Raw genomic sequence first — 26,190 nt, forward strand, 5'->3', positions numbered from 1 at the left:
AGGCACCGCCCGGCGTGGCCTGGGGAACCGCTCGTGATGGAGGCCGAGATCAAGGGCGGTCGAGGCCCCACGTCTCCAGGGCGTAGGGCCTCCCCTTCTCCTGCCCCTCGATCAAAGGCACCTCAAGCAGACTGAAACCGGCCTTCGTGGCCACGGCGACGCTGGCGGCGTTCTCGGCCTCCAGCTCCAGGATCACCTGCTCGGCGCCCAGCTGCTCGAAGGCGTACGCGGCCATCAGCCGCACCGCCCGCGCCGCCAGTCCCTTGCCACGGTGCGCCGGGCCGACTGCGTATCCGAGTTCCGTGCCCTCGGGGGCACGTCGCAGCATCACCTCGCCCAGCGGTGCGCCGCCGTCGACGGTGATGGCGAGAAGGATGGCGGTGCCCTCCGCCCGCAGCTGCCGGTCCCGGTCCAGCCGTGCACGGGCGGCCCCTTCGTCGAAGGGGGAGACGATCGGTGTCCAGTACGCGATGTCCGGATGGTCGAACAGCTCCGGCATCGCGGCCAGGTCCGCCTCCGCCCAGTCGCGAAGGACGAGCCCTTCCCCGGTGAGCTCGATCTGCTCGGGGAAGGACGGCGTGTTGCTGCTCATGGTGAGAGACCTCTCTGGCATGTTCCGGACGAGACAGGATATTCGGTGGCGGTCTTCCAGCTCACATGGATTTCCCGGCCGCCCGCGCCCCACCCCCACCCCTGCCAGACGCTCGCTGCCGGCACCGACGTAACGATTGGGAGCTGGCGGTCGGAGTTCACCAGGCAGGAGGCCATGCCTCGCACGCGATCTCAATACTTGACGGCAGGTGTCAAGTTATCGCGGGATGCTCCCTCCCTACCTCGCACCTGAGGGTGCACGACATGCATGACCGAGGGACAGGAGACGACGCCGATGCACACCACTATCGACCCCCGACCGCTGCTGGAACGCGTAACGGATCAGTTCGGCGCGCTGCTCGCCACCGTCGAACCCGAGCAGCTCAACGCCCCCACTCCCTGCACAGAGTTCGACGTCCGCGCGCTGATCGGCCACGTATTGGGCAATACGATCGCCTACGCACTCATCGCGGAGGGCGGCTCCGTCCAGGACGCACCGGGTGACATCGCAGAGGTCCCGGGTGGCGACTGGAAGGGAGCGTACGCAGCGGCCGGCGAACGGCTCACCCTGGCCGGGAAGATGCTGGACGAGGACGCCTTGAAGCGCGTGGTGGACCTCGGTTTCGCGAAGGTGCCCCTGCGTGGCGCGCTGAGCGCGATCGTCATGGAAATCGCCGCACACACCTGGGATCTGCGCGAGGCACTCGGCGCAGCCCCCGCACTCGCCCCGGAGCCGGCTGAGTTCTCTCTGGCCTACGCCCGCGAACTCCTGCCGCCGCAGCGGCGCGGCGCCCCCGCCCCCTTCGAACCGGTACGACCCGCCCCCCAAGGAGCGGATGCATACACCCGGCTGGCTGCCTGGCTGGGACGGGAGGTGCAATTGGATGCCTGAGCGCTTGTCGTGACGGGCTGCGGCTCGGCCAGGCGGCCTGGAATGAGAGACCGCCTGGCCGAGCCGCACGACGCCTCACCAAGATCGCTCAGATCAGTGACCGGTCCCTCGACGTCGTTTCTGGGAGGGAGACGCGGGGCGGCCCCTCACGCCGATCACTGCGGTCCGCTCAGCGGACCCCGGCGTGCTCCCGACCCGAGGATGGGCACCGTGCGGGCTCATGTGAAATGGCGACACCACATGTGCCGGGCGGGCATATCGCGCTCGCCGCTGACAGCCGGAACCCCCGCGCATCCGAGGAGCCCCGACAGGCCGGACTGCCGACGGCAGCAGCCTCCTAGGGCCCGTCCTCAAACGGATCCTGCCCAGAGCAGGAGTGATGCGCGTGTGACCGCTGCTTCGCAGGAGGTGGCGGTCTTCTCGTTTCGGGTGGCGATGCCGCGGAAGCTCTTGAGCTGGTTGAAGCAGCGTTCGACGAGGTGGCGTCCGCGGTAGACCCTCCCGGTTGAATTCTGGTGGTTGGCTCCCGCGGCGCCCGCGATGGCGGCGCAGGTGCAACCCTTTTGCAGTGCGAGTGCTCTGTAAGGGACGAAGGTGCGTGTATGTACGCATTTTTCTGCAAGCGCACTCGCGTGACACCGTGCGCCATGCACGACTTGACCATGACGAACGTCAACCTGCGTCGCCCAGGCGGCACTTGGGATCCGAAAGGTCTGCTGAATGAAGATTCGCCGCCCCTGACAGCCGCCGCAGCGGCTGCCGTGATAGCGCCCGCCGCCGTACTGGCCGCGCCCACCGCCGCGTTCGCAACGAAGCCGGTGCCCGATGCCGTCCCCCGCACGCCCGCCTCTCTCGACTCCCCCGGTGCCGCAACACCGGCGGACCGGCCAGGGGATACCGCAACGAGCGGCGGCGGAACGGGCAACCCTGACGAGCCGCGGCGCCCGGGCGAAGCCGCTGCAGATGGCTCGGCATCCCGGGACCGCGACGGGGCCGCCCGTCCCGTCCCAGGAAGCCGCCGAGAGCCGCCGGGACCGCCGAAGGGACCACCGGCGCGGATGGTGCCATCGCTTGAGGCAAGGACGCCGGTGATTCCGATGGTGCGGATCAGTCCTGCGCTTTCGAGTCCGACCGGTTACACGTGGCCGTCCGCGGGCTGCCGCCCCAGCTGACTGCGGGCGGCGCCTGGACCTCCTTCTCCATGACCCTCACCAACACCACCGGCAAGCCCCTGGGGGAGGTCCAGCCCTTCCTGCTCGTGTCCTCCGCCGAAGACGTCGACCGACCGTACTGGGAGCTGGAGACCGAGTACCGCGACGCCAAGACGGGGCAGTGGAAGACCTTCCATGACGCGACGCCCGACGACCTGTTCGGCTTCTTTGCCGTCGGTCCGCGCAGCACCCTCACGCTCCAACTGCGCACCCGCGTGGTCAAGGACGCCAAGCCCGGCGCCGGGTACGCGCTTGCCGCCGGCGACTACAGCAACCGCGACGGTTCCTGTGGTTCGGCCAAGGAAGCCTGGTACGGCTTCACCATCCTCCCCGCGAACGCGAAACCGACGCAGACCCCGACCACCAAGCCGGGTGAGCCTGGCAAGCCGGGCGGCGCGGCCGAGCCCAGCCAGAGCTCCGCGTCCGGCGGCGGTACGGGTGGTTCCGATTCCGCCGGTGGCCTCGGCCCGCAGGGTGGCGCCCACCTCGCCGCGACCGGCTCCTCGTCCGCCCTCCCGGCAATCGCTCTCGCCGGCGGAGCCGCGATGGCGGTCGGCGCGGGTGCGGTCATCGGCGTGCGTCGCCGGAAGGGCATGGCCGGTCCGGGCGCCACGGACGCCCCCGCGTAAGCCCAACCATTGTTTAGGAACCTGATAACCCAAGCATCCACGGCCCCTAGAGCCCAATGACACTGGAAACGAAGGCTCCAGGGATCCGAAGAACCGGGAAAGAGATCTTTATGAAACTGCGCCGCGCCCTGTCGGTCTCGGCCGCGACGGCCGCCCTGCTCCCCGTGGCGGTGGCCGCCGCGCCCACCTCCCAGGCGGCCCCTGCCAAGGAAATCCCGACGTGCTACGACCTCGACACCGCCTACGGGCAGTACCACGACAACACCTTCGTGGGCCGCTCGTTCGGCATACCCAAGTCGATCACTCTCGGCACTCACTGGACGACCTACACCGCCACGCTCACCAACACCTCGGCGAAGGAGCTGAAGTCATTCGAACTCAGCGCCAAGCTGGGCAGCTATGTCTACAACGAGGGCGAGCGCGACCTGAGCCCGTACGGCGATCTGCAGCACTGGGACACCTCGCAGCGCGCCTGGAAGACGCTGCGCGAGGCCGGTGGAAACGCCCGCGGCCCCATCCCCGGCCCGAAGACGCTGAAGCCCCGCGAGTCCGTCCACGTGCAGCTGCGGTTCAGGGTGAGTAAGGACCTGCCCCTGGACCAGACGTACGACACGTTCACCCGCCTCACCGGCACCTTCGTCGACCGCTACCGCGACATGGACTGCACGGCCCATGCCGACGCCGGCGGCGGTTTCTACCCTCGCAAGGGCTGAAACCTGCGGGGAGCTGCCGCCGTCTCGGCCCGACGGCGGCAGCTCCCTGGAGTCCGTCTTCAGGGGGGCGGGATCATCCGGTTCGTCCGGACGGTGCCGCGGCGGAAGCGGGGGCGGACCGTCTGCCACGGCCCATAACCTTCCCGCAAGTCACGCCACGAGATGCCGATGCGGACCCTGTCGACCATCCCATTGACGACCTGGCGGTCTGCCACCCGAGGCGGTCCGGCGACGGCCCTGTGACGGCCCGCGGCATGAGCGGGGCGAGTAACTCCCGCTCACAGTCGGTGAGTTCATGCGGACGCCTCACTCCACCATGATCCACCACTCGACGATATCTGAAGACGGTCACTGGCTCCGCGGGACATCCTTGACGAACACCATGCCGTCGCTGTCCGCCAAGTGGGCAGGAGCAAGCGGGGCATAGCCGAACCAGGGAGATACGCGGGGCGCGGGCCGCGTGTCGCTGAGGGCGGTGGCCAGGCGCGGGGCATCGATGACGCAGCGGTCCTCCGGGAGCGCGTACAGGATTCCTTCGATGGTGTCCGGCGGAGGGGTGTCCACTCCCTGGTGCCGGATCGTACCGAGGGCCGTCGCCACGAAGGCGTATTCCTCGCCGAGTTGGGCGCTCACGATCGCACCGGCGCTCCACCATTCCACCGCCCCCTCCCACATCTGCATCGTGCTCTTCTCCCGTTGGAGATGGGAGTTGTGGGCGTGGATGAGTGCCGGGCCCCGAGCGGCGACGGCAAGGAGGTTGTGGGCCATCATCGAATCCCGCAGCGCGCACAGTCGCGTCATGCGGGCCGGTGAGGTGTCGGCCATCCAGTGGTGGTAGCGCAAGAGGCCGGTCGCGGTGCGCCCGTGCAGGCGCGCCCGGTCCCAGTCGTCCCACGAGGTCGCCGAGAGCAGGTGCGGCGTCTGCGCGTCGAGCAGCGCCACCAGATCGTCGGCGAGCAGCCGCAGGCGGCCGGCCTCGGCCGACTGCCCCACGGACTGGGACGGGTCCATCATTGCGGCGGGATTGGTCCACCGGTCGTCGGCGCCGAGCAGGCGGTCGAGCGTTTCCCCGGTGCAGGGGAGCAGGTCCGCGTCCACCTGCGCCGCGAGGTAGCCGTGGAGTGCGGTGAGTGCCTGCTGGGGGCTCGCGGCGTGGGTGATCTCCAGCGGACCGTCGAAGCCGGCGAAGCGGAGCCGCTCGGACGCGGGCCGGCCGTCCTTGTCGGCGCGGACGTTGTGGGCGCGCATCCAGCGAACGAGCTCGCGGTTGGCCGCGGAGGTACCCCAGCCATGGCTGATTCCCTGCGCCATGACCTCGTCGAGAGTGCCCGTGCCCGAGGTGACGTAGTCGTCCACGACCAGGCCCATCATGCAGTCGCTCTCGATCGCGATCGTCCGGTAGCCCTCCTGCTCGACGAGCTGCCGGAAGAGCTCGTTACGCAGGTCGAGCAGAGAATCCTCACCATGGGTGGGCTCCCCCAGGGCGAGCAGCCGGGGCCGGGCCCGGAGCAGCCTCATGACAGCGGCAGCCTCGACGGCATGGGCGGAGTCCTTGATGTCAGTAGCCATGGCTTCAACGGTATCGTTGAACCTTCGGTTGAAACTTTCCCGCGATATGGTCGCTCGCATGGGGAGAAACCTTCAAAGCGGTGATCGGCTCAGGCCGATTGATCTCGCACGTGAGCACGGCCTTTCCACGCAGGCGGTCAGGAACTACGAGGAGGCCGGCATCCTTCCGGCCGCCGGTCGCACACCCCACGGCTACCGCACCTATACCTCGCTGCACGCGGGGGCCCTGCGCGCGTTTCTTGCCCTGGTGCCCGGCCACGGTCACCAGACGGCTGCGTCGATCATGCGGGCAGTGAACCAGGGCGCGGTCGATGAGGCGTTTCACCTCATCGACGAGAGTCACGCTCAACTCCTCGACGACCGACGGACCCTCAAGGCCGTGGAGAGCGCCCTCCGCGACCTGGAGTCCACTACAGCGCCCAAACTCGGTGTGGGGTCCGAGGCAGCCGCGATGACCGAGCCCGGCGGCACCTTCATCGGGCCGCTGGCGGACAAGCTCGGAATCCGGCCCGCGACGCTACGCAAATGGGAGCGCGCCGGGCTGATGCGCCCACGCCGCGACCCGATCACCGGGTACCGCGTCTACGACGAGGCCGACGTTCGAGATGCCCGCCTGGCCCACCAGCTCAGGCGGGGCGGCTACCTGCTGGAGCGGATCGCCCCGCTGATCGCCCAGGTACGGACGGCCGGCGGCCTTGAGCCGCTGGAGGCCACACTGCGCGACTGGCACGGCCGACTGTCCGCCCGCGGGCGGGCGATGCTGACCGGGGCCGCAGAGCTGGAGGCGTACCTCCGCGAGCGCGGATGAAATTTCGGTCGCCCAGGCGAAGAGAAGGCCGATCGCCAACGGTTGCGTCGCGGTCTTCCGCCTTGCGCGAACTAGCCCCGCACAGTCAGTAGTTGCCGACTCTGACTCAGAGGTCGGCCCCAATGCCCCGGACACCACGGCTTCGTTGTAGGTCATGGCGGGGGGCCACATCCTCATACAGGACCCAACTCCTTGTGCACCGACCCCAAGTTCTCGCCGCTCGCTGCCCTTTCGCCGACAGCAGTGGCCTTCATGCAGCAACGGCACGCCTGACCGGGCCTCCTGGCGACGAATGCAGGCGGCGATCAGGCCGTCGGGCGACCCAACGCGAGCCGTCGCACGGGATCACCGCCACCTGGGCCACTATCCATTCCCGCACCACGGCGATGGCGGGCCCGTGCGCCGCCTCGATCTCACGCCGGTCGACGAATGCGACTCGATTTGTCGTATAAGCTGCGGCGGCTTTCACAACTACATGCTCAAAGGTGGGGGATTTCCGGAATGCGCAAGGTGTCACAAGCCGTGGTGGGTGCGGTGGTCGCGCTGAGCATGCTCAGCGGCTGCTCGTTCAGCTGGGGCGGTGACGAGGAGAAGGTCGCCGCGAAGAAGCTCGGCGACAAGGGCACGGCCTGCGATCTGCCCGTGCATTTCACGCCCGCGACGTCCTGGACGGCGAAGGCCATCACGCAGGCGACGGTGGAGCAGATGGGCCCACTCGGCCATCAGGGTCCGCTCACACCCGTCTGCGAGCTCGACGCCAAGCCTGCCGGACACATCGGCTTCCTCATCGTATGGTCCGGCACCAAAGGCGCCGCCGCGCCAGGAAGCAAGTCGCACACGTTGATGAAGCAGTTCGTCACCGCCGAGAACTTCGAGAGCAACGTCAAGTTCCGCGAGATCAAGGCAAATGGCCTGCCCGCCACCGAGGCCACGTACACCGTCACCGACCTTTCCGCCGGCGAGATCAGGCCCGAGCGCGCACTGGCAGTGATGACCAAGCAGGGTGGCGTGGTCATTCATCTCGGCGGGCTCAACGCAGACGAGCACAAGGCGATGCTCCCGGCGTTCGAGCAGGCGAAAAGGACCCTCGGCCTGACTTCGGAGTGACGCCGCCGCGTCCACGGAATTTGCTTCTGGGTCCCGGCAGCGGACACGCGGCCAGGGCAGCCCGGCCCTCGACCAGCGCGCCGCTCCCGATCGCGGAGTGGGCACCAGTTCCTCGCGCCCTGGTGAGTCGCCGGATGTTTGCGAGCAAGCGGCGGACCCTCTGCCCAGCTCCGAACGCAACGGCCTACGCGTCTTTGTTGGCCTTGAGCTTTTTCCACACCGTGCTGAGCGCCTGCAGATCGTCCTGGTCGAGGAGGTCGGTGAAGACGGGGGCGAGGCACTCGCGGCGGGTGGCGTCGGCCGCCTCGAAGAGTCGGTGGCCCTCCGGGGTGAGAGAGACCTCGACGGAGCGGGCGTCGCTGGTCGAGGGGGTGCGGGTGACCAGCCCACGGCTCTGGAGGGCGTCGACAACGCGTGAGACCTGGCTGCGGCTGAGCATGGTGCTGTTGCCAAGGACCGAGGCCGGAACGGGGTCGGGGCTCGCCGCCAGCCAGAGCAGGACCTCGAACCAGGAGACCGGTAGGTCGTGCGCCTTGATCAGGGCACGATCCACGCGGTCCGTCATGACGGTCCCGGCCCAGACCAGCCCGTAGAAAGCGTGGTCGGCCACCGGCATCTCTGCCTGCGTGAGCTTCTTCTTCGGCATGCCATCAGCTTAGCGGTTGCGTGTACGCACACATAAACACTATGGTGTGTGTACACGCACTTAAATGTGCTGTCATCCCTGCACCACGAAAGGCCTCACTCATGTCTTCCCAGTCCCCCAAGGTCGCGCTCATCACCGGCACCTCCTCCGGCATCGGCCTCGCCGCCGCCGTCTCGGCCGCACGCGCCGGCTGGACGACGGTCGCCACGTTGCGTGACCTCAGCCGTTCCGACGCCCTGCGCAAGGCCGCCGCCGAAGCGGGCGTGGAGCTCGACATCCGCCGGCTGGACGTCACCGACGAGGCTTCGATCACGTCCGCCGTCGACGGCGTGCTTGCCGACTACGGCCGCCTGGACGCCGTCGTCAACAACGCGGGCGCCGGCCATCTCGGCACCCTGGAGAACGAGTCCGTGGCCGAGGTCCGCAAGGTCATGGAGGTCAACTTCTTCGGCGTGCTCAACGTCTCGAAGGCGGCCATGCCCCACCTGCGCACCTCCGGCGGCCGCCTGATCACCGTCACCAGCGTCGGCGGCGTCATCGGCCAGCCCTTCAACGAGGCCTACTGCGCTGCCAAGTTCGCCGTCGAGGGATACATGGAGAGCCTGGCACCCGTGGCCGCGGCGCACGGCGTGTCCGTTTCCGTGATCGAGCCCGGCGCCGTGGCGACCGAGTTCGTCGCCAACGCCGGCGTCGACCTGGAAGAGGCCATCGCCGATGCCGGTGCGTACGCGCCCCAGCTGAGCGCCTACCTGAACCGCATGACCGCTCAGTTCCTCGACGGCGCGCAGACCGCCGAGGCCGCCGCAGAGTCGGTGATCGAGGCGCTGACCGCGGACGAGCCCGCCTTCCGCCTCCAGACCACCGACTGGGCCCGAGGCTTCGTGGGCACCAAGCTCACCGACCTGGACGGCTCCGCGGTCCTCGGCCTCACCAACAGCTGGGTCGCCTGACCGCACCCACTCGGCGAGGGGGCCAACCCCTCGATTCCGTCGAGATGACTTGGCGGGACCGGTCTCCCCGGCGAGGTCGCAAAGCCTCTGCTAATCCGTCGGCGGCTCGGCCTTGCAACCGGTACCCAGGTACAGGCTTACCGTCGGAGGTGTCCCCCGCTGCGGGGGGGGCTGATGAGCAGATGAGGGAGTGAGCGCGATGAAGGACCTCGCGTGGGTGCCGCAGTCCTGCACGCTGCCCACCGAGGAGCGACCCCTGCGGGTCGCGAAGTGGGATGCGCTGTTCTCCGAGCGGCTGACCTCACTGTCGAGGCCCCGGCCCCTCCATCTGCAGCTTTACCTTGCGGGCGGGCCAGGCGTCGAAGACCGGGTCCGGGACCTGGTGGCGCGCGAGAGCGGCTGCTGCTGGTGAGGCCGTGACCGCACTGCGCGTGATCAAGGCCGCTCAGTGCCTGGGCTTCACCCTGGAGGAGATCGCCGAGCTAGTGAAGGTCGGCGGCCACACCGACCCCTAGCCATCGCCGCTCACCCCTGCGGCAGCCACGACACCGTCAACTGACACGCCCCGGGCCGGCATCGGGTCGGCATCAAGGGCAAGGAACGGCTGTCCCGGGGTCCGCAACTGCCCGCAGTTCTCTCCTCCGGGGCTGCCTGGTGAGGTTGGTTGCTCAACTGAACAACACCGATCGGTTCCGGCTCATCCGGGGCTGCCCCGGCTCGCCTCACCCATCCCGCCCCGTGCGTCGATGCGCAGCCTCACCAAATTGCATGGCGGTGCGGAGAATTTCGGCGGTAGGGTCCGGCCCGAACGCGCGAGGTCCCATCAGCCATCAGCCATCAGCCATCGACCGGCTGATCATGAGAGGAACGTTCCGTGGAGGGTTTCGATCCCAAGGCCAGCTTCGGATATGAAGTGTCCCAGCGGTACGACGACGAGCCACGCGGTGACGAGGCCGAGACCGTCGCGTTCCTGGCCAGGCTCGCGGACCGGCAGAACGCCCTGGAACTCGCAGTGGGCACTGGTCGCATCGCGCTGCCCCTCATGCAGGCGGGGGTACGGGTGGACGGGATCGAGCTGTCGCAGGACATGGTCGATCGGATGCGTGAGAAACCAGGTGGTGATCAAGTCGCCGTGACCATGGGCGATATGTCCCGTGTCACCACCGGCCGCACCTACGGGCTGGCCTACCTGGTCTTCAACACGATCGGCAACCTGCTCACCCAGGACGACCAGGTCCGATGCTTCCAGAACGCCGCCGAACATCTCACCGACGACGGCGCGTTCGTCCTCGAATGCCGCATCCCCACCGCGCCCTCGCGACTGGGTCATCAGTACCTCGATACGGAACAGGTGGGCCTCGACCACGTCGACCTCGATGCCGGCCAGTACGACCCGCTGACCCAGGTGCTCGACCTGAACCACATCCGCATCAGCAGCGGAGGTATCAGGCTCTCCCCCATCAGGCTACGCCTGGCCCACCCACCCGAGTTCGACCTCATGGCCCGCATCGCTGGACTCCGGCTACGCGAACGGTGGGGCGGGTGGAACGGCGAGCCGTACACCGCGCAGAGTTGGCGCCACATCAGCGTCTACGAACGCGCGGGCGGCACTGCGTAACAAACACCCAGCCAGACACGCCCTGTCCTGCCCACCACTAAGCCGGCCCAGCGCCCAGCGCGACAGGTCCGCCGTCGCCTGGCGGACCCATCTCGGAGGACGGCCTTCAGCTGGGCGCGGCGCCCCAACGCACACCCTGCTGCGCACCTGCATGGCCGCAGCAACCAGCCCCTCTGTCGAGGCGAAAGGGCTGTGCGGGCTTGATTTCCACGATCGTGTCGGCACAGCCGGCGGCGCCGTTGAACGGCCTTTGTCCACCCTGAGAGGATCGAGACATGGCGGACTCACCTATGTGGATCAATGCCCTCGTCGTCGATGCCACCGACCCCGCTCGGCTTGCCGCGTTCTGGTCGGAGCTGCTCGGCAGGCCGGTCGTGGACCGTACGGGACCGTACGTATGGCTGCGGCGGGAAATGGGGATGGGCTTGGGATTCCAGCAGACGGCCGAGAGCAAGTCGGGCAAGAACCGTATGCACTTCGACATCAGCTCGCCCGACCCGGCCTCCGAACAGCAACGGGTCGAGGCGCTCGGCGGGCGCAGGCTGGAGGAGTACGCCGATGGCGGGTTCCTGGTGATGGCCGACCCCGAGGGAAATGAGTTCTGCATCATCCCCGAAGGCCCGGTCGGGCTGGACAGCGAGGGTCGGGCCCACTACCTCAGCTGACCGATATTTCCGAGGGTCATTGACTGCCCCTGCGGCCGGTCTTTTAGAAAGCACCGGGTCTCGATCTCGTGGACGCCCGCGAGCTAGCGCTTGACTTCCCCAGCAGACGCTGGAGCCTCACGCGCGTGTGATGGCGGCCTCCTTGTCCTTGCACTGGGGGCAGGACGAGACCGGACTCGGTGGGCGCGGGGCGTGGTTGGGGCGTCGTCAGTTGTACATCACACGAGCCACCGAGCCGCGGTAAGCGTCGCGGGGCGCCGTGTCGGCCGAAGATCGTCTCGGATACCCGCCCCTCTCGGCTGACCAGGCTGTTCATGATGCGCTGATGATTATGGCTAAGCGGATCGAGCCGACACTGTCCATGGCCGACCGTGTGCATGCGGTGCCGCATGAAGCGATCATGAGCGGAGAGCTTCCGGCTGGTGACCGTCTGCGCATCCGTGGCCTCGCTGCGGAAGTCGGAACCAGCGAGATGCCGGTACGCGAAGCGATCCGGCGCCTGGAGGAAGCCGGGTTCGTCGAGCGCACCCCGCACAAGGGGGCAGTGGTCAAGGGGCTGAACCTCGCCGAACTGGTGCACCTCCACGACGTGCGGCGTCTCCTGGAGGTCGAGACCGCGCGGGCAGGAACCTAACGCATCGGTGCAGCCGACCTCACCCGCATGCGTGAGGAGCTGGAGCCAGATGCGGCGCGCCATCACCGAAGGCGCCGTCGTCGCCTACCTCGACCATGACGAGAACTTGCTGTCAGTCCTCTACGAGGCCGCCGGTAACCCCGTACTGCTCAGCACCATCCGGACGATGTGGCAGCACTGCCGGGCCTACAGGACCGTAGGTGCCCGTGCGACCCTCGACGCCCCGGGTGTCAACGCCCTGTGGCGCTACCAGGAGCGACTGATCGAGGCGGCTGCTGCTCACGACGTGCAGGCGGCAGCCTCGATCACCAACGAGTCGCTGGTCAACGCAACGACTCGGATCGAGGCCCAGTTGGCAGCTCCGAAGCAAGCGGGCGGGGCGCGCGCGGCCTCTCAGCCCGAGTAGTGGGAGCCTCGGCAGCGATCTGTGTCGCCGCCGTACAAGGCGAAGGTCTGGTGTCCCCGGTCAACGTTGGCGTTCACGTACCCGTACACACTGAGCGGGGCGGGGCAGCCGGGGCCGTCAGTCGTGCGGAGCCGGCCGCCGCCCGTGGGTGGGGGTTGATCACGTACTCGCAGGAGAGTCCTCGGTGCCGGCTCCGCCGACGCTGCTGGTGCGACGCCAGGCACGAGGTGCACGCCATCCGTGCCGCAGTGAGAGCATCCGCAGCGCAAAGGCAAGCAGCGCGGCGGCCGACATGGTGGTCGCGTTCAAGGTGTCGGTGCTCAGCAGGAGCGCGACCGCGGTAGCGCCGACAATGGCCGGCACCGCGTACATCTCCCGGTCCCAGCGCAGCAGCTGGGGAACTTCATTCGCCAGTACGTCACGCAACACGCCACCACCCGCTGCCGTTGCCAGGCCCAGCCCGACCGAGGCCGGCAGGGACAGCCCATACTGATGCGCTTTGAGCGTGCCGGTAACGCAGAACAGCCCCAGACCGGCCGCGTCGAAGACCATCACCGCGTAGTTGATCCGCTCCACCACCGGGTGCAGGAAGAAGACGAACGCTGCCGCGAGCAACGGCGTGAGGAAGTACCCGAGGTCCTGGAAGGCAGCCGGCGGCACGGCACCGATCACCACGTCCCGGAAGAGTCCGCCGCCCTGACCGGTCGCCTCGGCGAGAGTGGCTATGCCGAAGACGTCGAAGTTCTTCCGCACGGCCAGCAAGGCGCCCGATATCCCGAAGACGAAGATCCCGACCAAGTCCAATGCATGCTGCACCGAGGGGTCGAAGTACGTGGTCACAAAGCCCTCTTTACCGAACGCTGGGAAGAAACATCGGCGACCGGCTGCCCATCGAGGGCCCCGCCGCATGCGGCGGCCGGCCTACGGAGGGCGCAGATCAAACCTGATGGAGAAATGCCGGTGCGAGGCCCTGCACCCACCGCACCTTTCAAAGGCCGCGAGATGCGCCCCTCGCGCCACGATTTTAAAGGCCCCGGAAGAAGGGCGGACGGCGGGCTGCTCCATGACCGCACGGGTCCGCCGCAACGCCGAGGCAGTTCCCTCATCAGCGGCCGACCTGCCTCCGGCCCGCCACTACATCGACGGCTCCTTCCTCGACGCGCCCCACGAGCGGTTCACCGACGTGGTCGACCCGTGCACCGAGGAGGTGATCGCCCGCATTCCCGAGGGCAGCGCCGCCGACGTCGACCGTGCGGTCGCCGCCGCCCTCTCCGCACAGGAGCAGTGGGCGCGCATGGTGCCGAGCGATCGCTCAGCGCTGCTGCACCGGATCGCCGACCTGCTGGCCGAACACTCCGATGTACTGATTCGGCTGGAGATGGCGAACGCGGGCAGGCCCCTCGCCGTGGCCCGCTACGACATCAACGGCACGATCGACACCTTCCGTTTCATGGCGGGCGCCCTGCGCGCCACCACGACCATGACCGCCGGGGAGTACGCAGCCGACCACCTGTCGGTCATCCTCCGCGAGCCGCTGGGTGTCGTCGGGGTCGTCGCGCCCTGGAACTACCCGCTGATGATGGCCGCGCGGAAGCTCGCGCCTTCGCTGGCCGCCGGCAACAGTGTGGTGATCAAACCGTCCGAGCAGACGCCGCTCTCCACGCTGAAGTTCGCGGAACTGATCGGCGACCTGCTGCCGGCGGGCGTCGTCAACGTGGTGACGGGCCTGGGCCCGACGGTCGGTGCCCGGCTGGCGGAGCACCCGGACATCGCCATGGTCGCACTGACCGGATCGGTCGGCAGCGGACGTGCCGTCGCCCGCACTGCCGCCGACACGCTCAAGCGGGTACACCTCGCACTCGGCGGCAAGGCGCCCGTTGTCGTCTTCGAGGACGCCGACCTCAAGGCCGCCGCTTCGGCCCTCCGGGTCGCCGGCTTCTGGAACTCCGGCCAGGAGTGCGGGGCCGGCTGCCGGGTCCTGGTCCACGCCTCGGTGGCGGATCGCTTTGTGGAGCACCTCGTTCACGAGGTGGGCGATATCCCCGAGGACGCGGAAGTCGCCCGCGAGGAAGTCTTCGGCCCCGTCGTCACCGTGGAGACCTTCACCGACGAGGACGAGGCAGTACGCCGCGCCAACGACGTCTCCTTCGGCCTTGCCGCCTCCGTGTGGACCGAGAGCGCGCGTCGCAGTCACAGCGTCGCCGGCCGCTCGGACTTCGGAACCGTCTGGGTCAACTCACACCTGACGTTGGCCAACGAGGTTCCCAGGGGCGGCTTCAAGGGCTCCGGCTACGGCCGCGGCCTGTCGCTGGACGCGCTGGACGACTACTCCCGGAGCAAGCATGTGATGCACCACCACGGCCGCTGAAGCCGCCCCACCGCCAGAGCCCGCCACCGAAGCGCGGGCTCTGGCCACTCGGGGAAAGATGAGCTCGCGGGCAAGCACAGGGTGGAGCTCGGCGAGGGCGGTGGCCACCGCGCCACGGGTATGGCCGACGATCACGGCCCGCTCACGGGGCGACCGTCGTCTCCGTGGCGTGGGAGGACTCGACCCGGGCGAAATGCAGTTCCGGGTCAACGACGCTCTCGGCGCGCAGCAGCTTGACGTCCGAGTGGTAGTCCATCGAGGTCAGCCATGGCATCCGGTCGCCCTGCCGGGGCAGTTGGTCGACGGCGCGCTGGATGTAACCCGCGCCGAAGTCGAGGAACGGCCTGGTGGGCATCGCCGGATCGGCCACCTCCGGGCGGCAGATGTCATGGCCGAAGGCGTCCATGTGGGCCAGCAGCCGGCAGAAGTGCTCGCACAGCAGACCGACCTTCAGCGTCCAGGAGCTGTTGGTGTAGCCGATCGAGTAGGCGAGGTTGGGAACCCCGGAGAGCATCATGCCCTTGTAGGCGACACTGTCGGACAGGCGGATCTGCTCGCCGTCGACGGTGACCTGGACTCCACCGAACGCCTGCACGTTCAGGCCGGTCGCGGTGACGACGACATCGGCCTCGAGTTCTCGACCGGATGCGAGCCGTAGTCCGTTCTCGGTGAACGTGGTGATCCGGTCGGTGACGACCGAGGCCTTTCCGGCGCGGATGGTCTTGAACAGATCCCCGTCGGGCACGGCACACAGGCGCTGGTCCCAGGGGTCGTACGGCGGGTTGAAGTGCTCGTCGACCGGATAGCCGTCGGGCAGCTGCTTGGCGTTGGCCCACCGGATGATCCGGCGTGCTGCCTTCGGATACCTCTGGCAGAAGGCCCAGATGAAGCGCTGCTGGGCGATGTTCTTGCGCCGGGTCAGTGCGTAGCCCCGCTCCGGTCCGAGAAACCTCTTCAAGGCGTTGGCGATTGCGTCCTTCTTCGGTACCGGGAGGATGTACGACGGGGTCCGCTGCAGCATCGTGACGTGAGCGGCGGTGTCGGCCATCGCGGGCAGCAGCGTGACCGCAGTGGCGCCGCTGCCGATCACCACCACGCGCTTGCCGGTGTAGTCCAGGTCCTCGGGCCAGCGCTGCGGGTGCACGATCGTGCCGCGGAAGCGCTCCCGGCCCTCGAAGCGCGGGGTGAACCCCTGGTCATAGCGGTAGTAGCCGCCGGCGCAGAACAGCCAGGAGCAGGTCAGCGTCGTCCGCTCGCCGGTATCGGCGCGCTCGATGTGCACCGTCCACCGCGCGCGCTCGGTCGACCACGACACGGACAGCACCTTGTGGTGGTAGCGGATGTGGCTGTCCAGGCCGTTCTCGGTCGCAGTCTCGCGCAGGTACGTGAGAATGCGCGGCGCGGAGGCGATGGATTCCTCATCCCGCCACGGCTTGAACTCGTAGCCGAAGGTGTGCAGGTCGGAGTCCGACCGAATGCCCGGATAGCGGAACAGGTCCCAGGTCCCGCCTGAGGCGGCCCGCGCCTCCAGGATCGCGAAGGTCTTCGACGGCAGTTCGGTCTTCAGGTAGCGACCGGCCCCGATACCGGATATCCCGGCGCCGATGATCAGGACGTCGAGATGTTCGACGGCTGGCGAAGCTGAGGCAGCAGACATGGGCGACGACTCCAGACGATGACGTGCGGCTCGTCCATGGTGCAGGGTGGGCCCCCGGGGACAAAGGCGCGATGTGCACCGTATCGACAATCGCGTGGTGCAATATGCACCACTACAGTCGTCGCATGCCGCTGTGGAAAGCGCCGTCGCCGCGCGTACGGGAACTGATCCGCCAGGGCGCCGAGATCGCACTCGACCCTCGCCCGGAGTGGCTCGCCGAACTCGACGCGGTCACGCTGTCCGGCCAAGCGAAGCAGCAGGTCGCCGCCGACCCGGTCCTCGCCGCCGGGACGCGTCGGACCAACCGCTCCAACCTGTTGTTCTGGGCAGCCTCCAACATCCGCGCCCCCGGTGAACCGGTGCCCGCGAACGAGGGAGACGCGCCGCTGGCCATCGCCCGCGACCTCGTGCGGCGCGGCCTCGACGAATCCGCGCTCGACTCCTACCGAGTCGGCCAGAGTGTCGCCGTGCGGGTGTGGACACAGATCGCCTGCTCGCTCACCACCGATGCCGATGAGCTGCGTGAACTGCTCGACGTGTCCCTGCGATCCATTTCCGCGTTCGTCGACGATACCGTGGCCGCCATCGCCGCCCGTATGCGCATCGAGCGCGGGGAGCTCACCCGGGGCACCCACGCCGAACGCCGGGAGATCGTGACCCTGCTGCTCGACGGCGCGCCGATCACCGCCCAGCGCGCCCAGGCACGACTGGGCTACGCCCTGGAGCCGATACACACCGCGGCCGTCGCCTGGACAGACGATCCCGATGCCGACCTCCATCAACTCGACCGTGCCGCGGACGCCCTCGCCTCGACGGCAGGCGGGACAGCGCCGTTGAGCGTCATTGCCAGTGCCGCGACCCGCTGGGTCTGGGTTCACGGCCGTCCCGACGCGGTCCACGTGCAGGCCGCCCTGGACCAGCTGGCCGACGTGCGCATCGCGCTCGGCTCGTCCGCACCGGGCGTCGACGGCTTCCGCCGCAGTCATCTCGACGCGCTCACCACGCAGCGGATGCTGGCCCGCCTGAATTCCACTCAGCGCCTGGCCTCGTACGACGAGGTCGAACTCGTCGCGCTCCTCACCCAGGACCCCGAACATGCCGACCGCTTCGTCAAACGCGTCCTCGGCGACCTGGCAACCGCACCGGCCGAGATCACCGAGGCGGTACGCGTCTTCATCGCCGAACAGTGCAACGCCTCCCGAGCCGCCGCCCGCCTGTTCACCCACCGCAACACCCTGCTCCGACGTCTCACCCGCGCCTACGAGCTGCTGCCGCTCCCGCTCGCCGCCCACACCCTCGACGTCGCGGCCGCTCTCGAAGTCCTCCATTGGCGCGGACGCGACTGACTCCGGCGCAGCGCCCGGGGAAGGGGCGGCGATCGGTGCCACCGGTCACGTCGCGCCGTTTCGGTGCCGGTTCGAGCTGGTGGCACCGGGCGTGCCCACACGAGCAACCTGTTGAACTGTTTGCGGTCATGCAAAGTCGCGGTGCCCACGGGGGTGATAGAGCTCGTGGGCGCGGGGAATGTCGATCGGCTCGCCTTCGGGCAGTTGGAGGAAGTGTTTCACCTGCCAGGTCTGGGTGTTGCCGGCTCGGCGGTTGGTGGTTGTCACCCACGGCGGATAGACGCGGAATGCCCGTTTTCCACCGGAACCCTTCATGGACACGATGCCCCGTTCACGGAGTACTTCTCGCGGGAAAACGAACTGCCCGAATCGTTCGTCCTCGCGGGTGCTGATCACGAAGAAATCAACGGGATCTTCAGCATCGAAGGGCTGGATCGGCCCGCCCTCGGACCTCTTCCACACCGTGACGAACTGACCGACCTTCGTCGGGGTCGTCTTGGCCACGCGGAACCTGATCGCGCGGCCGTCCAAGGTGAACTCGCACGCCCCGTATTCGGCACTCTCCACTTCGGGCACCGGCAGTGAGCAGGTGAACCCACTCGGGTCGTACGCCAAGAATTTCGCCCTCAGGAGGTCACCGGGGATCCCTTGCGCGCGTGACCACGAATCATGGGCGCCGAATTCCGAAGAGGCTGCGCGTGCCATCGTCATTCCCTCATCTTGCCAGAGATCGAACACGCGAACGAATTCGGCTCGCCGGACCAGCCCCTCACCAGCCACACCCTCGCCCTGGGGCTCCCGGCACCGGGCTCACTTCATCTGCCGGCGAGCCTCCTTCACTTCGCCGTCAATGGCCCAGGCGTCGGCGACCGGGCCGAGGTGACCGAGCTTGCCGGGGTTGATCACCGAGCGGATGGTCTGGATCTGCTCGTCGAGCACATCGAGGACGAGAGCATGGAGGACCTTGCCGTCCCGGTCGCGGAAGATCGCGCCGGGCTGTCCGTTGACCTCCTGCGGCTCGAACGTCACATCGACCCGGGCCAGCAGCGGGAAGAAGGCGGCCAACAGCCGGGCCACCTTTTCGGACCCGACGACAGCCCTCGCCAGCTGCGGGGCCCTGCCGCCACCGTCTCCGACCATCTGCACGTCCGCGGCAAGCAGATCCTGCAGGCCGGCGACGTCGCCGTCGCGGAGGGCATCGAAGAACCGCGTCGCCAGCTCCTGCCGCTTGTGACGGTCCGCGTCGAACCGCGGCCGCCCGGCCTGCATGTGCCGCCGCGCCCGTACGAGCAGTTGCCGGCATGCCGCCTCCGAACGCCCCACCGCCGAGGCGATGTCGTCGAACCCGAAGCCGAACGCCTCCCGCAACACGAACACCGACCGCTCCAGAGGGCTGAGCCGCTCCAGCAGAAGCAGCGCCGCCATCGACACCGAGTCGGCCAGCTCCGCCGAACGCGCCGGATCCTGATAGGGATCGCTGAGCAGTGGCTCGGGGAACCACGGGCCCACGTACTCCTCCCGCCGCACCCGCGCGGAGCGCAGTACGTCGATCGAAATCCGCGTCACCGTAGCGGACAGAAACGCCCTGACCGAGGTGGGAACGGTCGTCGAGCCATCAAAGCGCAACCACGTCTCCTGCACAGCATCCTCAGCCTCGCTCACGCTGCCCAGAATCCGGTAGGCGATCGAGAACAGCAGTGGCCGCAGCTCCTCGAACTCCTCGACCTTGCTCACGCCGCATCCCCCTTGAAGCTTCCGCCCGACCGTATGTCCGGCGCGGGCACGTTCCGGTGATCTTGTGGTCCATCGACGGGCTGTACAACGCCCCCGCCCGGGACCTGCGACAGCGCCCCGGGCGGGTCATCGCCGGCCGTTCAGTGGAACTGGCCGGCCTCGTAGTCGCCGGCCGGCTGCTGGGCGATGATGTTCAGGCGGTTCGCCGTGTTCATGAAAGAGACGAGGAGCACCAGGGCGGTGAGCTGCTCCTCGTCATAGTGCTTCGCGGCACGTGCCCAGACCTCGTCGCTGACCCCGCCGGCTGCGTCCGCGACCCGGGTCCCCTCCTCCGCCAGCTCCAGCGCGGCACGCTCGGCCTCGGTGAAGACCGTCGCCTCCCGCCACGCGGCGACCAGGTGCAGCCGCACCGAGGTCTCCCCGACAGCCGCGGCCTCCTTGGTGTGCATGTCGATGCACACGGCGCAGCCATTGATCTGGCTCACGCGCAGCGACACCAGCTCCTGCGTCGCGGCCGGCAGCGGCGACTCCTTCAGCACCTTGCCCAACGACATGAAGTACTTGAACGCCTTGCCGGCGGTCGGGCTGGCGAAGTAGTTCAGACGCGCATCCATGGTGTGCTCCTCCGTCGTCTCAGTGGCTACACACCCTTGGACGAGACAGCCCAACTCCTTGTGACACGGACGAATGTGACCTGCATCTCCCCGTCGGCGGCGCACGTCCTGCCGAAACCTCACCACTCACGAGCAGCACGGCAACCGTGTGGAGGACGCACTGCGACCAGAGCGCGAACCGCGCCCCAGGGCGAGCGACACCCGGCCCGCCACCGAACGTGAAGGATGCGGCCAGGCGTCCCTGACCGTCAGTCAGTCGTAAGCCGTCAGCCGGCGGGATATGCACACCGCCGATATTCGCTTGCGCAGCGTCGTCGCTCAGACCAACGTCACCTCGACCCCACCCGAAGGCAGGGAAGATGACCACGCAGACCGATCACGTAGACCACGAACTCATTCAGGCCGCGGCCCACGTCGCGCGCACTCGTTGCCGGGGCGACAACCACACCATGGCGGCCGCAGCCCGCGCCCGGGACGGCCGGATCGTCACCGCCGTGAATGCGTACCACTTCACCGGCGGCCCCTGCGCCGAGCTGGTCCTCATCGGCACGGCAGCTGCCCAGGGAGCCTACGAACTGGACACGATCGTCGCCGTGGGTGACCGCGATCGGGGCGTTGTTCCCCCGTGCGGCCGGTGCCGTCAGGTCCTCCTCGACTACTTCCCGGCCCTGAAGGTCATCGTCGGCTCGGCCGACCGCATCCGAACCGTCCTCATCACCGACTTGCTTCCCGAAAGCTACGTCTGGGCCGACCACCAGCTCGACTTTGAGCAGAGCGCGTCCCCCAGTACACGCTGACCCTACAAGTCGCCCCACAGGGCGAGCGTTGCCCGATGCTGCGCCGGCGGCTCGTCGCCAGGCCCGCCCTTCGCCGCCCCATTCGGCCCAGGAGCCATTACGGATCGTGCGCTCGAACGTTGGCATCGATATGACGAGCACCAAGATCACTGCCCTTCGCCGCGCGGCCGCGAGCAGGGCTGCCCAGGCTGCCAGTGACCGAGCGGCTGCCGAAGCTGCGACGCGAAAGACGGTGCCGCAGCCGCGTCCCACGACGGGTTCCTCCGGGCAGCCGCAGTCACCGACGAGGAGGGGCTGATGCCGGGCGGGCGCCCCACCGAGCCTCGCTGCTTTCGCGAGCACTGACCGCGGCGCCCCTTCGTACGATGACCCGAACTCCTCAGTTCGCGAACCCATGTCTGCGCCCCACCCGAATGACGCCCATGGTTCGACCGTGCCCGAGACTGCCCTCGTAGGCGCCCGATGACTGCCAAGCCCCTAAGCCCGTCAGCCGCGGGCGGTGATGATCAGCCGGCCCTCCGCCGAGTCCATGGCGTACGTGCAGGGTCAGAACAGCCAGGCCAGGTAGGCAGAGATGGCTATTCCGGCGATGGAGGTCAGCGCCGAGCGCTTGGCGATCCAGGCGAGCCGGGTGCCGCGTACCGCTGCGAAGAGGTCCTGCCCCGAGCCCCTTCCCGGCAAGACGCCGCTCGCCGCTACGGGTAGCGCCGCTGAGCCGATCGCCAGGCCCAGGAAGGCGAAAGCGACGAGGACCCAGGCCGAGCCCATGCCTGCGACGACGTAGCCGCCGCTCCCCTTGCGGACCTGGAGCGTGTCGCCGGGGTCGGCCTCCCGGGTGTTCACTCGCGCGCGCGGATCGCTCGCCCGGCCATCGCTCTCCTCGGCCGGGTGGAAGGTGCCGTAGCAGTGGCGCGTGCCTCCCCCGTTGCCACCTCCGTCGTGGCAGTCGCTGACGGTCAGCTTGCCGGCAGTGCCCACGAGACCGCTCGCGACGGCGGCCTGGGATATGGATATGCCGCAGATGCCGAGGGCTACCAGCAGGCCGATGGCGCCTGCGGCGCGGCCTGTGATGGTGGGCCGCAGGTCACTTGTGGTTGGCATGGACAGACCCTATGGCAGCGCCCGCCGGCAGCAACGCCCGAGGCCCCACCGCCCGCTGCACGGCGACCCGGTGCTTCCTTTCCCTGCCTTCCGGACGACGCAGACGCATCGTGGAGTAGGAACGAGCTGTGTGGCGCGCCGCCGGGGCTGGATAGCGAGGGGGCTACCCGGGGGCGCGTCGCCTTCACGCGACTTACCGAGCCCCTCAAGGCACAATCGCCTTGAAAGGCACGGAGCCCGCTTGGCCACCAGGTACGACAAGCACGCGGTCCGCCCTGAATCGGCGGTGCTGGTCGCGGCCTTCAACGAGTGGCTGTGCCCACATCGGAGCACGCCTTAGACCAGCCACTTCCCGTCGCGCATCAGGGTCCGTCCGGCCATCTCGGGAACCGTTCCCCACGCCTGCAGCAACTGCGGGGTGACCTGGAAGAAGACGTACGACGGGTGGTCCTTGCGAGGGTCCCAGCCATCCTTGGCGGCAAAGGCGTCGCCCACCTCGGCCGGGAGCTCCTCCCGGGTCAGCATGCGCGAGGTGCCGTGGACCAGGACGACGTCCCGGGTATGGCCGAAGGAGAGTCGAACCCGGCCCGAGGCACGTAGGTTTCGCCCGGTGGGGTTGGTGTCGCGGGTGGCCAGCCACACCGCCTCGCCATCCCACCAGAAGGCAAGCGGAACGAGGCACGGTTCGCCGGAAGCGTCTGCCGTGGCGACCCATACGTCGTTGTCCCGCACGAGCCGTTCCAGCGCCTCGCGCTTGCGCTGCTCCTGGCTGCGCGGTCCGCTGGGGCGAGAGTCAACTGATGTCATGGGGTGAGGCTATGGCGCGAAGCGCTCGATCACATCCGGCGGCAGAACTAGGGCTCTGGACGGAGGACGTCGTCGTACTGGGCGTAGTCACATCAGCGCAGTGACGCCGGTGGTCCCGGCGGCGACGACCGCCCACTCCCGATGGGGGGCGAGCGGCAGCTGCTCGTCGAGGTGGGACGGCTCCTCATCGGCCGGCACCCAGGTGTTTGGCGTCGTTGTCCGCATAGCCGACCAGCCGCTTCGACGGCTTGTACGGGGCGGTCAATGACCCATGACGTGCCATCAAGGGCTGAGGAGACGGCGCCCCGGCCCCGGCCTGACGCGGCCGGGGCCGGGGCCAGGCCCGGACTTGGAAACCACCTGGTCAGCGCTCCAACCCTGCCTCCAGGCGACGTCCCACCGGCCCGCGCACGGCGAACAGGGCCAGGCCGATGCCAATGCCGCAGACAGCGGTGAGGGTGAAGTAGGAGGCATTGTCGATCTCGGTGAACAGCTGCCCGAGCAGGCCTGCCAGGGACGACCCCAGGGCGAGGGTGAGGAAGTTCAGGCCCACCATCTGGGAGCGGAACTTCGCCGGGCCGATCCGCGTGGCCAGGGACAGCCCGATCGGCCCGACGAAAACTTCGGAGGAGCCGGCCGCCATCATGAACAGGAGGATGAGGACCAGCGGGATCTCCGCCTTGCCTGTGGCCTCGGAAATGATGAGCAGGAACAGGTAGGCGCAGCCGATCTGGGTGAGTCCGATGGCGACCTTCGCCACGGTCCCCGGTTGGCGCTCCCCCAAGGTGTTCCACATCTTGGCGATCAGCGGCGTGATGAGGACGGCCGCCAGCGGACTGACGGTCGTGATCCAGGCGACCGGGAACGTCCAGCCGCCGATCTGCAGATCGATGCGTTCGGTGATGAGGATGGAGATCGCGGTGAACTTCTGGAACAGGAAGCCGAAGTACACCCCGGACGCCAGGAAGAGGGGGAGGTAGCCGAGGATGCGTCGGCGCTCGTCGCGGCTGACCGCCGACGACGTGGTCATGGTGAGGAAGTAGATGGCAGCGGCCACCAGTGCGGCGATGGTCACCACGGTGGACAGGTTCGCCGCCCGGAGCAGGCCGGTGGCAACGGCGAGGCCGATGGCGGCGAGGCAGGCGAGGGCGGCCAGTGCGAGGAGCGGACGGCGGTCGGTGGGGAGGGGGTTGTTGATGGTCCGGGCGCGCTCGGGGAGTTTCTTCATCGTGGCTACGTACTGGACGAGCGCTGCGCCCATGCCGATCGCCGCCAACCCGAATCCGTAGTGGAAACCGAGTTCGTTCTGGGCGAGGCCGGTGGTGAGCGGTCCGACCACCGCGCCGATGTTGATGGCCATGTAGAAGTAGGAGAAGCTGGCATCCCGGTAGCGCTCGTCCTGGTTCTGGTCCAGGACGAAGCCGAAGATCGACGTGATGTTCGTCTTCAGAGCGCCGGTGCCGAGGATGATGCACGTCAGGCCCACGGCCAGCCCGGCCAGGCCGGGCGCGAAGGCGAGCACCACATGTCCGCCCGTGATGACGACGGCGCCGTACAGCACCATGTTCTGTGGGCTGACGAGCCGGTCACCGAGCCAAGCGCCGAGGATCTGGGACAGGTAGACGGCGCCGCCGTAGGCGCCGACGATGCCTGCGGCGGCGGCAGGGTCCAAGGCGAGACCGCCGTCGGACAGCGCGTAGAGCAGGTAGAAGGAGAGGATTCCCTGGAGGCCGTAGAACGAGTAGCGCTCCCACAGTTCGGTGAAGGCCATGCTCCACAGGCTGCGTCGGGAAGACGTTCCGGACAGATCGGCCGGTGTCTCGCCGACCCTGCTTTCCACTGCCGTGGTGGTCTGGTGCGGTGTCTCTCTCATTCGCTGAGTCCTGCCAGTCGCGAGCCGAAACGGGCGATGAGGGAGGTGTTCTGGGAGTGCCGGCTCTCCTCCCACCGGTCGGCGACGCCGAAGAGCCGGTACATGCTGTGGACGCCGAGCCAGCGGAGAGGTTCGGGCTCCCAGCGGCCGGAGTCGTGGTCGTTCCACGGCAGGTTGGTCAGCGCGCTGTCGCGTCCGGCAGCCCGGTCCAGGAGGGTCCGCGCGGCGAGGTGGGTGGCGGTCACACCGTGTCCGGCGAATCCACGCGCGACGCCGATCCCGGTGGCGGGATCGAAGGTGATTCCGGCGCACCAGTCGCGGGTCACACCGATGGCGCCCCGCCAGGCGTGGTCGATGGTGAACTGCACGTCGGGGAAGAACAGTCGGAGGCGGTCGCTCAGGGTACGTACGGTGCGGGCGTCCACGCTGCCCTGGCCCGGGGTACCGGAATTGAAGGCGTAGGGCGTGCCGCGGCCGCCGATGGCGATGCGGTCGTCGGCGGTGCGCTGCGCGTAGACGAAGGTGTGCGCGGCGTCGCCCAGGCATTCCCGGCCCTGCCAGCCGATCCGTTCCCAGACGTGCTCGGGGAGCTGGTTGGTGACGATCATCGAGGAATTGACGGGGATGATGTCGCGTTTGCCGAGGCCGCGGGCGTCACTGAGGATCTGTCCGGAGTACGCCTCCAGGCAGGTCAGGACGGTCGTGGCACGCACGGACCCGCGCTCGGTGGTCACGACCCCGGGCGCAATGTGCGTCGCGCGTGTCCCTTCGAGGATGCGTACGCCCTTGGCTTCCACGACTGCCGCGAGGCCATGGACGAGCTTGGCGGGGTCGATTCGCACCGTGGAGCGGGTGAGGAGACCACCCAGCGCCGACCGGATCGCGATCCGCTTCGCCACGGCTTCGGCATCGAGGAGTTCAAGCTCCTCCGTACGGTATCCATTGGCGAGGTCCGCAGCGAGGGTCAGTTCGAGGCGTTTCATCGCGGCCGGGGTGGTGGCCACGCGCAGGTGCCCACCCCGGTGCTGATCCGCCTGGATCCCCTCGTCCTCAAGGACGTGGAGGATGTCGTCGATGGCTCCCGTCATCTCCCGCTGGAAGGCGGCGACGGCAGCGGCACCGTCCTGCCCTCGCTTGCGCGCCGCCTTGGCGTACACGGCCCGGTTTCCGGGGATGAGCGGCGACAGCCAGCCGCCATTGCGCCCGGAGGCGCCGTAGCCGACCTCTTCGGCCTCCAGGACAGTGATCTTCGCTGTAGGGCGGTCCACGGCGGCGTGGTAGGCGGACCAAAGGCCGGTCAGGCCGCCACCGATGATGACGAGGTCCTGTTTCTCCTCGGGGAGACCCGCCGCACGGCGCCGCGCCGGGTCGGCCGGCCCGTCCGCGGCACGGGAAGCCGTCATCCAATGCGAAATCTCGCCGTTTCGATACGCAGTCATGGGTGTCTCCAACGA

Annotated in this window: 27 protein-coding genes and 1 pseudogene; 15 read left to right on the plus strand and 13 right to left on the minus strand. The window is 68.4% G+C overall.

The features are described 5' to 3' along the window. Positions 1–49: 49 nt before the first annotated feature. Entirely contained in the window at positions 50–592 is a 543-nt protein-coding gene (locus tag ACGFZW_RS01250; RefSeq protein ID WP_393890888.1) for a GNAT family N-acetyltransferase, read from the minus strand. A gap of 267 nt (positions 593–859) precedes the next feature. On the opposite strand from ACGFZW_RS01250, the gene ACGFZW_RS01255 reads away from it, so the two are divergent. The 3 genes from ACGFZW_RS01255 to ACGFZW_RS01265 all read left to right on the plus strand — a co-directional run bounded on the left by ACGFZW_RS01255 (position 860) and on the right by ACGFZW_RS01265 (position 4,036). Further along, a complete protein-coding gene (locus tag ACGFZW_RS01255; protein WP_393890889.1) occupies positions 860–1,483 on the plus strand; it encodes a TIGR03086 family metal-binding protein in 624 nt (207 codons plus the stop codon). A gap of 1,141 nt (positions 1,484–2,624) precedes the next feature. Further along, entirely contained in the window at positions 2,625–3,323 is a 699-nt protein-coding gene (locus ACGFZW_RS01260; RefSeq protein WP_393890890.1) for an LPXTG cell wall anchor domain-containing protein, read from the plus strand. A 110-nt stretch (positions 3,324–3,433) separates the two neighbouring features. After that, on the plus strand, positions 3,434–4,036 hold the full coding sequence (locus ACGFZW_RS01265; RefSeq protein WP_393890891.1) for a hypothetical protein: 603 nt from the start codon (positions 3,434–3,436) through the stop codon (positions 4,034–4,036). 59 nt (positions 4,037–4,095) lie between these two features. Here ACGFZW_RS01265 and ACGFZW_RS01270 read toward each other — a convergent pair. Then, a pseudogene (locus ACGFZW_RS01270) lies at positions 4,096–4,269 on the minus strand (transposase); the annotation flags it as partial. A 115-nt stretch (positions 4,270–4,384) separates the two neighbouring features. Further along, positions 4,385–5,605 carry an erythromycin esterase family protein gene (locus tag ACGFZW_RS01275; protein WP_393890892.1) on the minus strand — a complete coding sequence of 407 codons (1,221 nt, stop codon included), beginning with the start codon at positions 5,603–5,605 and terminating at the stop codon, positions 4,385–4,387. 58 nt (positions 5,606–5,663) lie between these two features. On the opposite strand from ACGFZW_RS01275, the gene ACGFZW_RS01280 reads away from it, so the two are divergent. Together ACGFZW_RS01280 and ACGFZW_RS01285 are read left to right on the plus strand one after the other, a co-directional pair. Next, positions 5,664–6,413, plus strand: coding sequence for a TioE family transcriptional regulator (locus ACGFZW_RS01280; RefSeq protein WP_393890893.1), 750 nt, complete (start codon positions 5,664–5,666; stop codon positions 6,411–6,413). Positions 6,414–6,935: 522 nt separating this feature from the next. Continuing rightward, on the plus strand, positions 6,936–7,520 hold the full coding sequence (locus ACGFZW_RS01285; RefSeq protein WP_393890894.1) for a lipoprotein: 585 nt from the start codon (positions 6,936–6,938) through the stop codon (positions 7,518–7,520). 184 nt (positions 7,521–7,704) lie between these two features. On the opposite strand, the gene ACGFZW_RS01290 is transcribed toward ACGFZW_RS01285, so the two are convergent. Further along, the gene (locus ACGFZW_RS01290; protein ID WP_393890895.1) at positions 7,705–8,166 is read right to left on the minus strand and encodes a MarR family winged helix-turn-helix transcriptional regulator; all 462 of its coding nucleotides are present in this window, start codon (positions 8,164–8,166) and stop codon (positions 7,705–7,707) included. Positions 8,167–8,267: 101 nt separating this feature from the next. On the opposite strand from ACGFZW_RS01290, the gene ACGFZW_RS01295 reads away from it, so the two are divergent. The 7 genes from ACGFZW_RS01295 (at position 8,268) to ACGFZW_RS01325 (ending at position 12,439) form a co-directional block, all read left to right on the plus strand. Further along, entirely contained in the window at positions 8,268–9,116 is an 849-nt protein-coding gene (locus tag ACGFZW_RS01295; RefSeq protein ID WP_393890896.1) for an SDR family oxidoreductase, read from the plus strand. 199 nt (positions 9,117–9,315) lie between these two features. Next, complete coding sequence (locus ACGFZW_RS01300; RefSeq protein WP_393890897.1) at positions 9,316–9,528, plus strand: hypothetical protein; 213 nt, start codon at positions 9,316–9,318, stop codon at positions 9,526–9,528. Between the two features lie 4 nt (positions 9,529–9,532). Beyond that, positions 9,533–9,631, plus strand: a complete 99-nt coding sequence (locus ACGFZW_RS01305) for a MerR family DNA-binding protein (RefSeq protein ID WP_393890898.1) — start codon at positions 9,533–9,535, stop codon at positions 9,629–9,631. 359 nt (positions 9,632–9,990) lie between these two features. Then, positions 9,991–10,734, plus strand: a complete 744-nt coding sequence (locus ACGFZW_RS01310; protein WP_393890899.1) for a class I SAM-dependent DNA methyltransferase — start codon at positions 9,991–9,993, stop codon at positions 10,732–10,734. Positions 10,735–11,009: 275 nt separating this feature from the next. Next, positions 11,010–11,399: a VOC family protein gene (locus tag ACGFZW_RS01315; protein WP_393890900.1), complete on the plus strand. Its 390-nt coding sequence runs from the start codon at positions 11,010–11,012 to the stop codon at positions 11,397–11,399. Positions 11,400–11,799: 400 nt separating this feature from the next. Next, entirely contained in the window at positions 11,800–12,033 is a 234-nt protein-coding gene (locus ACGFZW_RS01320; RefSeq protein ID WP_393890901.1) for a GntR family transcriptional regulator, read from the plus strand. 49 nt (positions 12,034–12,082) lie between these two features. After that, the gene (locus ACGFZW_RS01325; protein ID WP_393890902.1) at positions 12,083–12,439 is read left to right on the plus strand and encodes an FCD domain-containing protein; all 357 of its coding nucleotides are present in this window, start codon (positions 12,083–12,085) and stop codon (positions 12,437–12,439) included. 159 nt (positions 12,440–12,598) lie between these two features. Here ACGFZW_RS01325 and ACGFZW_RS01330 read toward each other — a convergent pair whose 3' ends face one another. Further along, on the minus strand, positions 12,599–13,279 hold the full coding sequence (locus tag ACGFZW_RS01330; protein ID WP_393890903.1) for a trimeric intracellular cation channel family protein: 681 nt from the start codon (positions 13,277–13,279) through the stop codon (positions 12,599–12,601). A gap of 223 nt (positions 13,280–13,502) precedes the next feature. Between ACGFZW_RS01330 and ACGFZW_RS01335 the strand changes: the two genes are divergently transcribed. Beyond that, a complete protein-coding gene (locus ACGFZW_RS01335) occupies positions 13,503–14,807 on the plus strand; it encodes an aldehyde dehydrogenase family protein (RefSeq protein WP_393890904.1) in 1,305 nt (434 codons plus the stop codon). 142 nt (positions 14,808–14,949) lie between these two features. Here ACGFZW_RS01335 and ACGFZW_RS01340 read toward each other — a convergent pair whose 3' ends face one another. Beyond that, positions 14,950–16,464 (minus strand): flavin-containing monooxygenase, encoded by a 1,515-nt coding sequence (locus tag ACGFZW_RS01340; RefSeq protein ID WP_393890905.1) that lies wholly within the window; start codon positions 16,462–16,464, stop codon positions 14,950–14,952. A 125-nt stretch (positions 16,465–16,589) separates the two neighbouring features. Between ACGFZW_RS01340 and ACGFZW_RS01345 the strand changes: the two genes are divergently transcribed. Continuing rightward, positions 16,590–17,810, plus strand: a complete 1,221-nt coding sequence (locus ACGFZW_RS01345; protein WP_393890906.1) for a PucR family transcriptional regulator — start codon at positions 16,590–16,592, stop codon at positions 17,808–17,810. Between the two features lie 126 nt (positions 17,811–17,936). Here the strand turns inward: ACGFZW_RS01345 and ACGFZW_RS01350 are convergent, their stop codons facing one another. From ACGFZW_RS01350 to ACGFZW_RS01360, 3 genes are all read right to left on the minus strand, one after another. Continuing rightward, a complete protein-coding gene (locus ACGFZW_RS01350) occupies positions 17,937–18,515 on the minus strand; it encodes a MepB family protein (protein ID WP_393891272.1) in 579 nt (192 codons plus the stop codon). A 105-nt stretch (positions 18,516–18,620) separates the two neighbouring features. After that, complete coding sequence (locus tag ACGFZW_RS01355) at positions 18,621–19,544, minus strand: RNA polymerase sigma-70 factor (protein WP_393890907.1); 924 nt, start codon at positions 19,542–19,544, stop codon at positions 18,621–18,623. Positions 19,545–19,684: 140 nt separating this feature from the next. Then, positions 19,685–20,158 (minus strand): carboxymuconolactone decarboxylase family protein, encoded by a 474-nt coding sequence (locus ACGFZW_RS01360; protein ID WP_393890908.1) that lies wholly within the window; start codon positions 20,156–20,158, stop codon positions 19,685–19,687. A gap of 359 nt (positions 20,159–20,517) precedes the next feature. On the opposite strand from ACGFZW_RS01360, the gene ACGFZW_RS01365 reads away from it, so the two are divergent. Next, complete coding sequence (locus ACGFZW_RS01365) at positions 20,518–20,955, plus strand: cytidine deaminase (protein WP_393890909.1); 438 nt, start codon at positions 20,518–20,520, stop codon at positions 20,953–20,955. 546 nt (positions 20,956–21,501) lie between these two features. On the opposite strand, the gene ACGFZW_RS01370 is transcribed toward ACGFZW_RS01365, so the two are convergent. The 4 genes from ACGFZW_RS01370 to ACGFZW_RS01385 all read right to left on the minus strand — a co-directional run bounded on the left by ACGFZW_RS01370 (position 21,502) and on the right by ACGFZW_RS01385 (position 26,175). Beyond that, positions 21,502–22,056: a hypothetical protein gene (locus ACGFZW_RS01370; RefSeq protein WP_393890910.1), complete on the minus strand. Its 555-nt coding sequence runs from the start codon at positions 22,054–22,056 to the stop codon at positions 21,502–21,504. 336 nt (positions 22,057–22,392) lie between these two features. Next, entirely contained in the window at positions 22,393–22,863 is a 471-nt protein-coding gene (locus tag ACGFZW_RS01375; RefSeq protein ID WP_393890911.1) for a pyridoxamine 5'-phosphate oxidase family protein, read from the minus strand. Between the two features lie 364 nt (positions 22,864–23,227). Next, a complete protein-coding gene (locus tag ACGFZW_RS01380) occupies positions 23,228–24,634 on the minus strand; it encodes a peptide MFS transporter (protein WP_393890912.1) in 1,407 nt (468 codons plus the stop codon). Between the two features lie 98 nt (positions 24,635–24,732). Beyond that, entirely contained in the window at positions 24,733–26,175 is a 1,443-nt protein-coding gene (locus ACGFZW_RS01385; protein ID WP_393890913.1) for an NAD(P)/FAD-dependent oxidoreductase, read from the minus strand. Positions 26,176–26,190: the final 15 nt, after the last annotated feature.

The organism is Streptomyces sp. NPDC048248, assembly GCF_043201875.1.
Classification (GTDB): Bacteria; Actinomycetota; Actinomycetes; order Streptomycetales; family Streptomycetaceae; genus Streptomyces.

Excerpts from the sequence above, each read along its gene's own strand:
- ACGFZW_RS01315 (WP_393890900.1), top strand. The coding sequence starts at position 11,010 with ATGGCGGACTCACCTATGTGGATCAATGCCCTCGTCGTCGATGCCACC.
- ACGFZW_RS01345 (WP_393890906.1), top strand. The coding sequence starts at position 16,590 with ATGCCGCTGTGGAAAGCGCCGTCGCCGCGCGTACGGGAACTGATCCGC.
- ACGFZW_RS01290 (WP_393890895.1), bottom strand. The coding sequence starts at position 8,166 with ATGCCGAAGAAGAAGCTCACGCAGGCAGAGATGCCGGTGGCCGACCAC.
- ACGFZW_RS01360 (WP_393890908.1), bottom strand. The coding sequence starts at position 20,158 with ATGGATGCGCGTCTGAACTACTTCGCCAGCCCGACCGCCGGCAAGGCG.
- ACGFZW_RS01255 (WP_393890889.1), top strand. The coding sequence starts at position 860 with ATGACCGAGGGACAGGAGACGACGCCGATGCACACCACTATCGACCCC.
- ACGFZW_RS01350 (WP_393891272.1), bottom strand. The coding sequence starts at position 18,515 with ATGGCACGCGCAGCCTCTTCGGAATTCGGCGCCCATGATTCGTGGTCA.
- ACGFZW_RS01380 (WP_393890912.1), bottom strand. The coding sequence starts at position 24,634 with ATGGCCTTCACCGAACTGTGGGAGCGCTACTCGTTCTACGGCCTCCAG.
- ACGFZW_RS01265 (WP_393890891.1), top strand. The coding sequence starts at position 3,434 with ATGAAACTGCGCCGCGCCCTGTCGGTCTCGGCCGCGACGGCCGCCCTG.
- ACGFZW_RS01280 (WP_393890893.1), top strand. The coding sequence starts at position 5,664 with ATGGGGAGAAACCTTCAAAGCGGTGATCGGCTCAGGCCGATTGATCTC.
- ACGFZW_RS01300 (WP_393890897.1), top strand. The coding sequence starts at position 9,316 with ATGAAGGACCTCGCGTGGGTGCCGCAGTCCTGCACGCTGCCCACCGAG.
- ACGFZW_RS01365 (WP_393890909.1), top strand. The coding sequence starts at position 20,518 with ATGACCACGCAGACCGATCACGTAGACCACGAACTCATTCAGGCCGCG.
- ACGFZW_RS01375 (WP_393890911.1), bottom strand. The coding sequence starts at position 22,863 with ATGACATCAGTTGACTCTCGCCCCAGCGGACCGCGCAGCCAGGAGCAG.
- ACGFZW_RS01385 (WP_393890913.1), bottom strand. The coding sequence starts at position 26,175 with ATGACTGCGTATCGAAACGGCGAGATTTCGCATTGGATGACGGCTTCC.
- ACGFZW_RS01370 (WP_393890910.1), bottom strand. The coding sequence starts at position 22,056 with ATGCCAACCACAAGTGACCTGCGGCCCACCATCACAGGCCGCGCCGCA.
- ACGFZW_RS01320 (WP_393890901.1), top strand. The coding sequence starts at position 11,800 with ATGAGCGGAGAGCTTCCGGCTGGTGACCGTCTGCGCATCCGTGGCCTC.
- ACGFZW_RS01250 (WP_393890888.1), bottom strand. The coding sequence starts at position 592 with ATGAGCAGCAACACGCCGTCCTTCCCCGAGCAGATCGAGCTCACCGGG.
- ACGFZW_RS01340 (WP_393890905.1), bottom strand. The coding sequence starts at position 16,464 with ATGTCTGCTGCCTCAGCTTCGCCAGCCGTCGAACATCTCGACGTCCTG.
- ACGFZW_RS01275 (WP_393890892.1), bottom strand. The coding sequence starts at position 5,605 with ATGGCTACTGACATCAAGGACTCCGCCCATGCCGTCGAGGCTGCCGCT.
- ACGFZW_RS01335 (WP_393890904.1), top strand. The coding sequence starts at position 13,503 with ATGACCGCACGGGTCCGCCGCAACGCCGAGGCAGTTCCCTCATCAGCG.
- ACGFZW_RS01295 (WP_393890896.1), top strand. The coding sequence starts at position 8,268 with ATGTCTTCCCAGTCCCCCAAGGTCGCGCTCATCACCGGCACCTCCTCC.
- ACGFZW_RS01325 (WP_393890902.1), top strand. The coding sequence starts at position 12,083 with ATGCGGCGCGCCATCACCGAAGGCGCCGTCGTCGCCTACCTCGACCAT.